Source organism: Streptomyces cadmiisoli (assembly GCF_003261055.1).
Lineage (GTDB): Bacteria > Actinomycetota > Actinomycetes > Streptomycetales > Streptomycetaceae > Streptomyces > Streptomyces cadmiisoli.
In genome coordinates this window covers 1,648,087-1,660,912 of the sequence record NZ_CP030073.1, presented here as the reverse complement: position 1 = coordinate 1,660,912, position 12,826 = coordinate 1,648,087, and the positions used below count along the sequence as shown (strand labels likewise).

Annotated in this window: 8 protein-coding genes and 2 pseudogenes; 7 read left to right on the top strand and 3 right to left on the bottom strand. The window is 72.6% G+C overall.

The features are described 5' to 3' along the window. Positions 1-77 precede the first annotated feature (77 nt). Genes DN051_RS06820 through DN051_RS06810 form a run of 3 tightly spaced genes read left to right on the top strand, consistent with a single transcriptional unit; the run spans position 78 to position 6,922 of the window. Positions 78-464, top strand: coding sequence for a hypothetical protein (locus DN051_RS06820; protein ID WP_053760564.1), 387 nt, complete (start codon positions 78-80; stop codon positions 462-464). Continuing rightward, positions 461-1,393: a hypothetical protein gene (locus DN051_RS06815; protein ID WP_112438242.1), complete on the top strand. Its 933-nt coding sequence runs from the start codon at positions 461-463 to the stop codon at positions 1,391-1,393. The genes DN051_RS06820 and DN051_RS06815 overlap by 4 nt, the downstream gene beginning before the upstream one ends. Before the next feature lie 24 nt (positions 1,394-1,417). Further along, positions 1,418-6,922, top strand: coding sequence for a CHAT domain-containing protein (locus DN051_RS06810; RefSeq protein ID WP_112438241.1), 5,505 nt, complete (start codon positions 1,418-1,420; stop codon positions 6,920-6,922). A 16-nt stretch (positions 6,923-6,938) separates the two neighbouring features. On the opposite strand, the gene DN051_RS06805 is transcribed toward DN051_RS06810, so the two are convergent. Then, complete coding sequence (locus DN051_RS06805; protein ID WP_112438240.1) at positions 6,939-7,946, bottom strand: LLM class flavin-dependent oxidoreductase; 1,008 nt, start codon at positions 7,944-7,946, stop codon at positions 6,939-6,941. Between the two features lie 114 nt (positions 7,947-8,060). Between DN051_RS06805 and DN051_RS06800 the strand changes: the two genes are divergently transcribed. Continuing rightward, positions 8,061-8,552, top strand: coding sequence for a phosphatase domain-containing protein (locus DN051_RS06800; RefSeq protein ID WP_112442109.1), 492 nt, complete (start codon positions 8,061-8,063; stop codon positions 8,550-8,552). 25 nt (positions 8,553-8,577) lie between these two features. Here the strand turns inward: DN051_RS06800 and DN051_RS06795 are convergent, their stop codons facing one another. Further along, complete coding sequence (locus tag DN051_RS06795; protein WP_053760569.1) at positions 8,578-8,793, bottom strand: dodecin; 216 nt, start codon at positions 8,791-8,793, stop codon at positions 8,578-8,580. A 213-nt stretch (positions 8,794-9,006) separates the two neighbouring features. Here DN051_RS06795 and DN051_RS06790 point away from each other — a divergent pair, with 213 nt between their 5' ends. Then, positions 9,007-10,278 carry an extracellular solute-binding protein gene (locus DN051_RS06790; RefSeq protein WP_112438239.1) on the top strand — a complete coding sequence of 424 codons (1,272 nt, stop codon included), beginning with the start codon at positions 9,007-9,009 and terminating at the stop codon, positions 10,276-10,278. Here the strand turns inward: DN051_RS06790 and DN051_RS06785 are convergent. Next, a pseudogene (locus DN051_RS06785) lies at positions 10,279-10,608 on the bottom strand (L-histidine N(alpha)-methyltransferase); the annotation flags it as partial. Positions 10,609-12,045: 1,437 nt separating this feature from the next. Between DN051_RS06785 and DN051_RS06775 the strand changes: the two are divergent. After that, positions 12,046-12,315 carry a helix-turn-helix transcriptional regulator gene (locus tag DN051_RS06775; protein WP_112438237.1) on the top strand — a complete coding sequence of 90 codons (270 nt, stop codon included), beginning with the start codon at positions 12,046-12,048 and terminating at the stop codon, positions 12,313-12,315. Between the two features lie 152 nt (positions 12,316-12,467). Next, positions 12,468-12,800: pseudogene (locus DN051_RS47530) on the top strand (DUF6083 domain-containing protein); the annotation flags it as partial. Between the last annotated feature and the right edge of the window lie 26 nt (positions 12,801-12,826).

The window sequence follows — 12,826 nt, the reverse complement described above, 5'->3', positions numbered from 1 at the left end:
CTGCGCGCCGTCGTGCCGTGCGCGAAGATGGCCCCTGCCGGGCGGGGACGGGTCCCGGCAGGGGAGGAGGGGCGCGGGTGGGGTCTGTCTCGGCGGGCGATCGGGCCGGTGACGGGTTGGCGGTCGTCTGTGCGCGGGCGGACCGGATCCGGGCCGACCTGGGGAATTCGGCTCTCGTGGACGGTGTGCTGGGCGCCGCGCGGGCCGGGCAGGGCGTCGAGGAGGCGCTCGCGGCGCTGCACGAGGCGATCCTGGCGACCGGTGACGCCCTCGGCGTCCACGGGCAGGCGACCCTGCGCGACGTCCCCGGCGTGTCGGTCGCGGGGATCGCGCGGGTGCCGACGGACGCCGTCCACGTCTGTCCCACGGGGAGCTGCTCGCGGTACCGGTGGGCCGATGAGCCCGGACCCGTTCCGGTGTGCGAGGTCAGCGGCCGGCCGCTGAGGCGGGAACGGCTGCCGTGACCGGCGGCTTCCTCGGCGAGCTCGGCAAACGGCTCGCCGAGAAGTGGCTCTCCCTGCTGGTTCTGCCCGGCGCCCTGTTCCTGGCGGTGGCCGCGGCGGGGCGGGTCCTGGGCCACGGGCACCCCTTCGACGTGGACCGGCTGACGGACCGCGTCACCGCCTGGGCGAAGGCTCCCGTCGTCTCCACGGTCGGCGGGCAGGTCGTGCTGATCGCCGCGATCCTGCTGGGCGCCGCGGCGGCGGGGGTGGTCGCCCAGGCACTCGGTTCGGCGCTCGAACGCGTCGTGCTGGCCGCCGGGTGGCAGTCGCTGCCCGGCCCGCTGCGGCGTCCGGTGCGGGCCTGGGTCGAGCGGCGGCAGCGGCGCTGGGAGGCCGCGCGCGACCGCTACCGGAGCGCACGGGAGGCCGCGGCCCGCGCGCTGGCGACGCGCCGGCGGGTCGATCCCGGAGAGCGGCACGGCGCGTACCGCGCCATGGCGCGTATCGCGCCGGAACGGCCCGACCGGCCGACCTGGAGCGGGGACCGCCTGCACGCCGTCGCCGTCCGCCTCGATCGCGACCTGGACCTCGACCTCCCCGTGGTCTGGCCGGTGCTGTGGATGCACGTGGCGCCGGAGACCCGGGCCGAGATCACCGCCGGCCGGCAGGCCGTCACCAGCGCCGCGGCACTGGGCGGCTGGGCCTTGCTGTACCTGCCGCTGCTGTGCTGGTGGTGGCCCGCCGCGGTCATCGCCGCGGGTGTCGGGCTGACCTCCCGGGCGCGGTTGCGCGCCGCGCTGGAGGGATACGCCCAGACCGTGGAGGCGACGGCCCGGCTGCACGCCGCCGGGCTCGCCCGCGAACTCGGCGTCGCGGACGACACGGTCCACGGTTCCGAGGCCGGCGCCGCGCTCACCCGCCATCTGCGGGGACATGTTCTGCAGAATTGACGTCACTTGAGGTCTACGGGGGCCATGGTGGAACGGAACGAGCGGTTGGCCGCGGTGCGGGCCCGGCTGGAACGGGTCGCGGCCACAAGGGAGTTGTCCCCGGTGCTGGAGCCCGCGGCGGAGGTCGAGCGGCGGCGGCTGGCCGAGGCGATCGGGGACGCGCCGGACCCCGGGGCACGCTTCCTGCTCGGCTGGCTGCACTGGTACCGCTACCAGGCCCTCCCCCGGGGCGAGGACCGGCAGGACTTCGAGGCCGCCGTCACGCTGTTCACGGAGGCCTTCGTCACCGGTGCCGGTGCCGACGACGTGCCCCCTCCTCTGCTGCCGATCGTGGCCGAACGCGCCGAGCGGTTCGCGGTCCGGCGGCTGACCGCCCAGACGGTCGCCTACGACAAGGAGCAGGGGACCGCGGTGGTGGCCCTGTGGCAGCGCATCGTGCACGCCCTGCCGGCCGACCGACCGGGCAGATGGTCGAGCCTGGCCAATCTCGGTGCCGCGCACCGACTGCGGTTCATGGGCACCGGGGTGCTCGCCGACCTGGACTCGGCCGTCGTGGCCACCGAGGCGGCCGTGGCGGCCATGCCGCCCGACGAGGTCGCCCGGTCCGGCACGTTGTGCAACTTCGGCGTGATGCTTCTGAACCGGTACGAGCACTCCGGCGTCGTGTCGGACCTGAACCGGGCGATCGGCATGATCGAGGCCGCCGTCGCCGGCGCCGAGGCCGGTACGCAGGAGCTGGAGACGAGCCTGGTCAACCTGGGCAACGCGTTGCGGATCCGCTACGACCTCGACGGATCCGACGCCGACCTCAGCGCGGCCATCAGCGCCACCCTGCGCGCCCTGGCCATCGACCCGTCCGACGCGTCGGGCCTCGCCAATCTGGGGATCATGCTCGCGGCCCGGTTCGACCGGTACGGCGAACCGGCGGACATCGAACGGGCCGTGGAAGTCCTGCGGACCGCGGTCGAGGCGACCCACCCCGACTTCCCGAACCGCTGCGGCCGACTGTCCAGCCTCGGCTCCGCCTTGCGCCTGCGCCACTCGTCCACCAAGGACGTGGCGGACCTCGACGAGGCGGTCGCGGTGTTGCGCGCGGCCGTGGAAGCGGCCGGCACACGTCCCGTACGGGGCATGCTCCAGAACAACCTGGCCGCCACCCTGCACATCAGAGCCGGTTACCCGGGAGCCCCGGACAGCCTGGACGCCGCGATCGAGGCCGGCGCGGCGGCTGTGGCCGCCACCCCGGAGGACAACCCGAACCACGCGGGCACGCTGGCCAACCTCGGACGAATGTTCCGGGACCGCTACGAGCGAACCGGGGCGGTGGAGGACCTGGACGCGGCGATCTTCGTGCTGGAGAGATCCGCCGCGGCCGGCGGGGGTGACCTCACCCGCGCGCTGACCCTGCACAACCTGTCCCATGTGCTGCACCGGCGAGCGGAACGCACCGGGGAGCCGGCCGACCTGGACGCGGCGATCGAGACGGGCCGTGCCGCTGTGGCGGCGACCCCCGCCGGGACGCCCGACCGGGCCGAGCGCATGTCGCTGCTGAGCGTGCTGCTGCGCGACCGCGCAGGGGCCACGGGCAGCGACGACGACCTGGACCAGGCGGTCGCCCTCGCGAGGGCCGCCGTCGACATCGCCGTCCCGGACGACGCGACACGGGCCGCTCATCTGTCCAACCTGGCGGCGTTCCTGGAGCTCCGCTTCCAGAACAAGGGTGACGGAGCCGACATCGACGACGCGGTCCGGGCGATCCGGGCGGCGGTGTCCCTGGCCCCCGCCGACGACCCCAACCGGCCCCTGTACCAGTCCAACCTGACCAGCGCGCACCAGAAGCAGTTCGAGCACAGCGGAGCGACCGAGGACCTGGAGGCCGCCGTCGCCTCGATCACCGCGGTACTGCGGGACACGCCCCGCGACAGCCCCAACCGGACCCTTTTCGTGCGCAACCTGGCCGCCGTGCTCCGCAACAAGTACGAGCGCAGCCGCTCGCCGCACGACCTGGACACCGCGATCACCACGATCGAGGCCGCCGGCGATCTGGGGCCCGCCGACCTCACGCTGTCTCCCGAGGACGGCTGGGACGGCGTGGTGGCCCGGGTCGTCGAACTGCTCGGGGACGAACACGCCGTACACGTGCGATACGCCCTGGCCTGGCTCCACTTCCACCGTTCCGAGCTGGTCGCCGAGGACCGCAGGTGGCCCGAACAGGAAGCGGCGATGAGCCTGTTCCGGCTGTGCTTCCTCACCAGCGAGCTTTCGATGCCCGATCCCTTGCGGACGGCGGCGGCTCAGACGTCCGGGCTCGTGGTGGCCATGGTGCAGGAGCGGGCCGCGAGCGCGGCGGACCTGCCGGTGATCGAGGCGCTGCCGACCGTCTGGCGGCGTATCGCCGATGCCCTGCCGTCCGACGACGCGACCAGGGCGAGGGCGATGGTCATGCTCTCCACGGCACAGTGGGCCCGGTTCCAGCACGGAGGTTCGCCGGAGTTCCTGGACGCCGCGATCGACACCTTGCGGGGACTGGTGGACACCGCGCCGTTCGACGAGCCCGAACACTCCGACGTGCTGACCATGCTGGGCAGCTTCCTCGGAGCGCGGTACCAGCGCGTCGGCCGGGTCGAGGACCTCACCCCGGCCGTGGACGCGATTCGGGCCGCGGTGGAGGCCACCGAGGACCCGTCCCGGCGGGCGCGCCACCTCGACGGGCTCGCGGCGGCGCTCAGCAACCGGTTCACGGGCACGGGTTCGTCGGCCGACCTGGACGAGGCCATCAGCGCGGGCCGCGAGGCGCTCGGCCGGGACCCGGACGGCGCCGCCGACCGGCACCACCGTCTGGAGGCGCTGGCCACGTTGTTCCGTCTGCGGTTCGAGAAGTACGGGAACCCCGCCGACGTGCACGAGGCCATCGAGCTGGCCCGGTCAGCCGTGGACAGCTGCCCCGACGGGCCCGAGCTGGCGTCCTGCCTGGACGAGTTGGCGACCTCGCTCACGGACCGGTTCGAGATCACCGGCCGTCTCGCCGACCTGGACGCCGCCGTCGAGCACCAGCGGGCCGCGGTGCCGCTGGCCGTCGACGCGACCGTGCGGGCGGACTGTCTGTCCGGACTGTGCACGAGCCTGCGGCTGCGGTTCCGGCGTACCGGGGCGTCGGCCGACCTCAACGAGGCCATCGAGGCGGGCCGGGCCGCGCTGGACGCGACGCCCTCGGACCACCGCGCGTACGGCCGGAAACTGCATCTTCTGGCGATCGCGCTGCGCATGCGGGGCGAGGAGACGGGCGCCCTGTCCGACGTGGACGAGGCCGTGGAGATGGAACGGACGGCCGTGCGCCGCACCCCGCCCGGTCAGGTCGACCGGGCCGGACGCCTGTCGGGCCTCGGCGCCGCCCTGCTGATCCGCCACCGGCGCACGGGCACCGAAGCCGACCTCGACGAGGCGATCGAGGCATGCGAACTCGCCGTGGAGGCCACACCGCCGGGGCAGCTGAACCACGGGCGGTACCTGTCCAACCTGGCCCTGGCACTGTGGACCCGGTACGAACGCACGGGGGAACCGGCCGACCTGACCGCGGCCGTGCGGGGATTCGAGACCTCGGTGGCCGCCGCCCCCGCCGGCGCTCCGGACCGGGCCCGGCACGCGGGCAACCTCAGTGAGGCGCTGCACGGCCGCTTCGAACGCACCGGGGACCCCGCGGACCTCGACGCCGCCGTCGACAACCTGCGCATCGCCGTGGACAGCGCCCCCGCCGACGATCCCGACCGGGCGAAGTACCTGTACAGCCTGGCAGGAGCGCTGCGGCAGCGGGCCGTTCGCACCGGCAGCGACACCGACCGCGCCGCGGCACTGACGGCGTACGAGAAGGTGACCGAGTCGACGGTGGCGCCGCCGTCGGTGAGGATCCGGGCCGCGTCCGTGTGGGCGTCCCTGATCGGCCGGAGCGACCCTGCGCGGGCCGCCGCCGTGCTGGAGGACGCCGTGCGCCTGCTGCCCGAGGTCGCGCCGCGTCATCTGCGGCGCGGCGACCAGCAGTACGCGTTGCAGGGCACCGCGGGGCTCGCGGCCGACGCCGCCGCGCTGGCGCTGACCGCCGCCGCCGGGTCCGACAGCGCCAGGGCGGAGCACGCGCTGCGGCTGCTGGAGGCCGGCCGGGCGGTACTCCTCAACCAGGCGCTGGACACCCGCAGCGACCACACCGACCTGCGGGAGCGGCATCCCGAACTGGCGGCCCGCTTCGAGCGGTTGCGGGACAGCCTCGACCGGCCGCTGGACGACCGGCCGTCCGCCCCGCAGCAACGGCACCGGCAGGCGGACGAGTTCGCCGCCACGCTGGCGGAGATCCGTGCCCAGGAAGGGTTCGCCGCCTTCGCGTTCCCACCCGGCGTCGACGAGTTGCTCGCGGAGACGGTGCACGGCCCCGTGATCGCGTTCAACGTGAGCCGGTACCGCAGCGACGCCCTGCTGCTCACCGGCGAGGGCGTCCGCGCCGTCGGCCTGCCGGATCTCGGCCACGACGCGCTGGCCGCCCAGGTGGAGGTGTTCTACCGGGCACTGCGGGACTCGACCGATCCCGACGTCGGCTCGGCGGAGCGCCGGGACGCGCAGGGAAGGATCAGCGGCGTCCTCGGCTGGCTGTGGGACAGTGCCCTCGAACCCGTTCTCGAGGCACTCGGTCACACCGACACCCCCGCCTCCCCGGACGCGTGGCCCAGGGTCTGGTGGATGCCCGGCGGACTGCTCGGCCTGCTCCCCCTGCACGCCGCCGGACGCCACGGCGCCGTCACGCCCGACGGGCGGCGGCCGGCCGTCTTCGACCGGGTGATCTCCTCCTACACGCCCACCGTGCAGGCGCTGCGGCACGCCCGCCGACGCCCGCCCGCGCCCCCGGGTCCGCCCAGGGCCCTGATCGTGGCGATGCCGACCACGCCCCGGGTCCCCGGTCGGCTCCCGCATGTGCCGGCGGAGGCGGAGATGCTGCGCCGCCATCTGTTCCACCCCGTGGTGCTGGAGGAGCCTGATCCGGGCGCCGCTCCCTCGGGGCCGCTGCCCACCAAGGCCAACGTGCTCGCGCGGCTGCCCGGCTGCCCCATCGCGCATTTCGCCTGCCACGGCGCGAGCGACCCGGTCGACCCCTCCCGGAGCAGGCTGCTGCTGCACGACCACGACAGCGATCCACTCACGGTGGCCGGCCTGGCCCCCGTCCGGCTCGACGAGGTGCAACTGGCCTTCCTGTCGGCGTGCCGTACGGCCGTCGCCGACACCACGGACCTGGCCGACGAGGCGATCCATCTCGCCTCGGCGTTCCAGCTGGCCGGCTACCCCCATGTCATCGGCACGCTCTGGGAGATCGACGACATGATCTCGGTGGAGGTGGCGGAGCGCTTCTATCTCGCCCTGCACGCGGGCCGCAAGGTCCCGGACGTCTCCGAGGCGGCCGCCGCCCTGCACCGGGCCGTCCGCGCGGTCCGGGACAGGTACCCGGCGCTTCCCTCCCTGTGGGCCGCCCACCTGCACGCCGGAGCATGACGCTCGGGCGTCCGCCTCACCCCCGAGCGCGGCGGACGATCCCGGCCAGCCGCCGGTAGGAGTCCAGCAGCCCCTCCCGGTCGTACGTGCTGGTCGTGACGAGGACCTCCTGCGCGCCGGTGTCCTTCAGCAGCGTCTCCAGCTCGTCGGCGACCTCCTCCTCGGTGCCGGCGATGTGGCCGCCGAGGCCGGACTCGTAGAAGTCGCGTTCCTTGGCGGTCATCGTCAGCGAGGCCACGCGGTCGGCCGGGGGCAGCGGCGGGAAGGTGCCGTGGGTGCGGGAGTACGCCATCGACCAGGCCTCCGGGATCAGCAGCCGGTGGGCCTGTTCGGTCGTCGCGGCCACCGCGACCGTGCCGGACACGACGACGTACGGCTCCGCCGCCAGGTCCGAGGGGCGGAAGCGGGTGCGGTAGTGGTCGATGCCGCGCCGCATCTTCTCGCGGTTCCTGAGGTCGCCGATCACCATCGGCAGGCCGGCCCGGGCCGCGATCGCCGCGCCCTCGCCCATCGCGAGGACGAACGCGGGCACCGTGAGGCCCTCCGCGGGCCGGGCGTGGACGCCGGTGGGGGAGGTCCCCCGGAACCAGCCGACCAACTCCTCCAGCTGGGCCGCGAAGTCGTCGGCGTCGTCCTTGCCGCGGCCCAGGGCCCTGCGCACGCCGTCGGTGAAGCCCACGGAGCGGCCCAGCCCCATGTCGATCCGGCCGGGGAACAGCGACTCCAGCACCCCGAACTGCTCGGCGACGACCAGCGGACGGTGGTTGGGCAGCATCACCCCGCCGGTGCCCACCCGGATGGTCCGGGTCGCGGCGGCCACCGCGGCGGCCAGCACGGTCGGCGCGGAACCGGCGACACCGGGGACGCCGTGGTGCTCCGACACCCAGAAGCGGTGGTAGCCGAGCTGTTCCAGCCGCTGGGCCAGGGCCACGGTGTCGCGCAGTGCCTCCGCGTTCGAGTGGCCCTCCCGGGTGCGGGACCGGTCGAGGACGGAGAAACGGGTGGCGGCGATCACGGAACTCACACAGGGTTCAACGCCCCTGAGGCCGGCGCATTCCTGCCGGTGGGTGGCCGTGGGTCGCGGGGCCGGGATCCGGCTCGACGCCCTCGCCGGCCGGCAGGTTCTAGGGTGGGCGGTGTGACTGACAGCAGCAGGCGTCCGCTGGCCGTGTTCGACCTGGACAACACACTCGCCGACACCGGACACCGGCAGCGGTTCCTGGAGCGCAGACCGCGGGACTGGGACGGCTTCTTCGCGGCGGCGCCGCACGATCCGCCGATCGCCGAGGGCGTCGCGCTGGCGGTGCGCAGCGCGCGGGACTGCGAGGTCGTCTACCTCACCGGCCGGCCCGAGCGCTGCCGGCAGGACACGCTGGACTGGCTGGTCGCGCACGGACTGCCCGAGGGACGCGTGTTCATGCGCCGGAACGACGACCGCAGGCCCGCCCGGCGCACCAAGCTGGAGATCCTCCGCCGCCTCGCCCGGACCCGGGACGTCCGTGTCCTCGTGGACGACGACGAGCTGGTGTGCGACGACGCGCGACGAGCCGGATTCGAGGTGCTGCTCGCGCGCTGGACGGCGCCCTCGCAGGAGCTCAGGACGGCGCAGGAGACGGAGGGGCGTACCTGAGGGCGCCCGTGCGGCGCTCCGGTGGTCAGCCCGCGTCGTCCAGGCGGAAGCCGACCTTCATGGTCACCTGCCAGTGTGCGATCTGCCCGTCCTCCAGATGGCCCCGCACTTCGGTCACTTCGAACCAGTCGAGGTTGCGCAGCTTCTGCGAAGCGCGGTCGATGCCGTTGCGGATGGCCTGGTCCACTCCCTCCGGCGAGGTGCCGACGAGGTCCGTGACCCGGTAGGTGTGGTTCGACATGCGGGTGTGCTCCTCTCGCGGCGACATGTGTGTCACGCGTCACTCCACGGTGCCCCAACCTGCGCCGGACCGCGAGGCGTCGGCGGCCTCATGGGATCCCCTTGACCTCCGCATTGGTCCATACCAAAATCAGCACACCCGTGCGAGCCGTGGTGCTCGTTCCCCCCATGTCGGGCCTTTTCCCCCTGTCCAGCAGACAGAACAGGACCCCTCGTGAGACTTCGCGTTCCCGCTCTCGGCTGTGTCTGCGTCCTGCTCGCCGGCGCCTGCGGACTGGTTCCCGGGGGTGACGGGCCGGAGCGCGACACGGTCACGGTGTGGCTGATGAAGGACAGCGCGTCGAAGGACTTCCTCGACCGGTTCACCGAGGAGTTCGAACGCGCCCACGGCGACCTCGACCTCGACATCCGCATCCAGGAGTGGACCGGGATCGGCGAGAAGGTGGAGGCCGCGCTGGAGACGGACGCCACCGCGGCGCAGGACGGACCCGACGTCATCGAGGTGGGCAACACCCAGGTCCCCCAGTACGTCGAGGGCGGCGGCCTGCTCGATCTGACCCTGGAGTCGCTGCGGGACTGGGGAGTGCGCGACTGGCTGCCCGGCCTCGCCGAACCCGGCCGGCAGCGGACGACCCAGTACGGCATCCCGTGGTACGCGGCCAACCGTGTCGTCATCTACCGCAAGGACCTCTTCGAGCAGGCCGGTGTCGAGGCGGTCCCGAAAACCCGGCAGGAGTGGCTCTCGGTCACCGAGTCGCTGAACACCGCCGGGAACCAGGGCATCTACCTCGCCGGACAGGACTGGTACACCCTCTCCGGCTTCATCTGGGACGAGGGCGGCGACCTCGCCGTGGAGGACGGCGGCACCTGGCGGGGCACGCTGGACACCCCGGCAGCCCTGCGCGGCCTGGACTTCTACCGGCAGCTCCAGGCGCTCGGCGACGGCCCGGTCGACGCGGACGAAGAACACCCGCCGCAGGCCGGTGTGTTCGCCGGCGGACGCGTGGCGCAGATCGTGGCCGTACCCGGACTCGCCCGTGCCGTCGTCCGGCAGAACCCCGAACTGGAGGGCCGACTCGGCTTCTTCCCGGTCCCCGGGCCGACCGCGGACAAGCCCGGTGCCGTCTTCACCGGTGGCTCCGACCTCGTCGTCCCGAAGAACACCGACGCGCGCGACGGAGCCGTCGCCGTCGTCGAGGCGCTCGTCTCGGCCGAGTGGAACACCGATCTGGCCCGCACCATGGACTACGTCCCCAACAAGACGACGCTGGCACCGGCGGTCGCGGGGGAGGAGGGGGTCGCCGCCATGGCGGCCGGAGCCGCGCAGGGCCGGGCGACGCCCAGCACTCCCGAATGGGCGGGCGTGGAGGCGGACAACCCGATCAAGGAGTACATGACCGCGGTGCTCAGCGGCGCCGACCCGGAGACGGAGGCCCGCCGCGCCTCACGCCGGATCACGCAGGCGCTGGCGGTCCCCCTCGGCTGATCAGCGCGCGGTGCTCAGCGACAGCGCGAACCGGCCCTCGTCGTCCGTCCACCAGTGGCTGAGGTCCAGTCCCGCCGCGGCCAGTTCGGCACGCACGCCCTCCTTGCGGAACTTCGCCGACACCTCGGTGCGCATCTCCTCTCCCGCCGCGAAGTGCACGGCGAGGTCGAGCGAGGGGACCTTCACGGTCTGGTCCGCGAGGGAGCGCAGCCGCATCTCGATCCACTCGTTCCCGGCGTCCCACAGGGCGACGTGGTCGAAGGCGTCCGGATCGAAGTCCGCGCCGAGTTCGCGGTTGACGACGGTCAGGACGTTCTTGTCGAACTCGGCTTATGCGGGCGTGGACATGTCCGCGTTTACGTGCAGTGTGACAATCGCCGCCGCCGTCCTCACCCTGGAGCGGCAACGCTGAAAGACCTCAGTTACTGCGATGGTCGTTCCAGAGGGAGGCCCGCCTGACCGGCCTTTCGTGCCGGAATCAGAATCTTCCTTTCCACCTGATCTCCTGCGAGACCCCACTCCTGGAGCCTTTGACGGCTATCGGTCACGGCCGAGCCGCCCCTCCGCATCCATGCTCGCCTTGTTCTGTCAGTGTCCAGTGCAGATCTCCCGACACCGAGTGGACACTCCACGAGCCGATTTGTCCTGCGGCCGCCAATCGGTCAAGTGCGTGCACGAACTCCGTTGTGGTCAGCCCGCACTCCTGTGCCAGCCGATCAACCTCCATCACTCCGTGGATGCTCTCCGGGGCGGTATGAGCCGTGAGGCACATGGTGATCAGACGAGGAAGAGGGGTGCAGCCCGTCCGCACGTGGCAGGCGGCGCGCAGCGCCCAGTCGGCGGCGACGAGCCGGTCAGGGCGGGCCGGGCATTGGGCGAAGAGCCCGACGTCGGGGAGTTGGACAACCACAGCGCTTGCGTTGGCACGCGACGTGGGCGGGGGTGCGTACAGCCAGCGTGCCTGGTGGAGTTCCCGCCAGGAATTCGTGGCAGGTTCCAGGCGAAGGCTGCGCAATACCCCGACCGGCAAGCGGACTTGAGCCGAGTCGTTCATGCGCAGAGCGCATTGCAGGGCGATCAGGCGGGCGGCGGGTCCGGTCTCAGCCGGGAGGGCAGAGGCGAGGTAGCTGAGCATCTCCCGGACGCGGGTCTGTCCGTTCGGACCTCTGGGTCTACGGCGTTTTCGACCGACACCCACATGCGTTGATGGTGCTGCCGGTGCGTTGATCAATGTGTCCGGAACGACGGCCGCTTGTGACGTGGCGGCGGCACAGGCCGTGCACATGTCAGCCAGGCGCCAGAGCCGTCCGCCTCGCTCGCGTGCCAGGACGAGCCGGATGGGCCCACCACAGCCTCGGTGGCGCGGGTGCCAACTGCAGCCGCGTTCGTGGCACTGGCAAGTGCGAAGGTGCGCGGGGAGGAGATCGCGGCGAGCGTGTCCTGCCAGGTGCGCCAGGAGCTCCGACCGGGCGGAAGTGCCGCTGAGGGGTCGCCCGCTGTGGGAGCACTGCTGGCAGACGAGGATCGGTCCGCCGGGCTCCGGGCGCAGTTCCACGGTCCAGGCGCGCCGGACGCCGGGTCGTGCCGTGCCGTGCAAAGCCTCATGGGGGGCGTGTTCCTCCCGTCATGCCTGCGCCGGACCCGCCGAGGAGTGGGGTGGCCCGCACACGGTAGTGCAGACCTCTGCCCCCTCTGGCGTCACCATCAGCGGAAATAGGGCAGAGGTCTGCACTGACAGGGCAGTGATCTGCACCGTCGGATTGTCGGGTGACGATCTTCCCGCCCGACCCGGATTTCGAGGCGCTGCGTCTGGAGCTCGCGCGGCTGCGGGCGGCGCAAGGCTGGAGCTATGACGAGCTCGCCGCTCGAAGCGGCCTGGCCAGAAGGACCCTCATCGAGATCGAGCAGGGGCGAACCATCGGCACCCTCAAGACCTGGCACGCACTCGCCCATGCGTTGGACACTCCCTTGGGCGAACTCTTCGGAACGCTGTGTGAGGAGCACGAGCCTCCAGGGTCGACCGGCGCTGGCCTCTGACTGGCAGGGCCTACGCCCATCACCCGGACCAGTGACACGATGCGAACCTGTGATCGGCGTCTCGCATATGTGTTTCATGAAATGGGGCTGTTCGAGGCACCTTCCGGCCTCGACGCCATCGATGCGGCGCGTTGCCTGGCACCTTCACGCGCATGCGTTCTTCATCCACACCGTGGCACTGGGACGGCAGCCCAGCTGTCGCCCACCCTCGACGCTCACTGCGTGTCGAGCACGACAGCCCCAGCCGGCTCCTGCGCTGTGCTCAGCGTGATCGCTGCCGAAAGTGTGGCAATCCGATCGAGTGGTACGAGCGCAGCTTTGCTCGGCCCGTCTGCCTGGACCCTCAGGAGGTGCCCGCGGTCAAGGTGCCCGCGGCCCACCGCTGGCACGTCAGCTCCGGTGTCGCCCATCCGGCCGGCGACGGCAGAGCGTGGTGCCGCTTGGCGCACGCCCATGTCTGCCCTGCCCGTGACGCTGTGCCTGAGGCTCCCGCGTTGATCGGGTTGCGGCG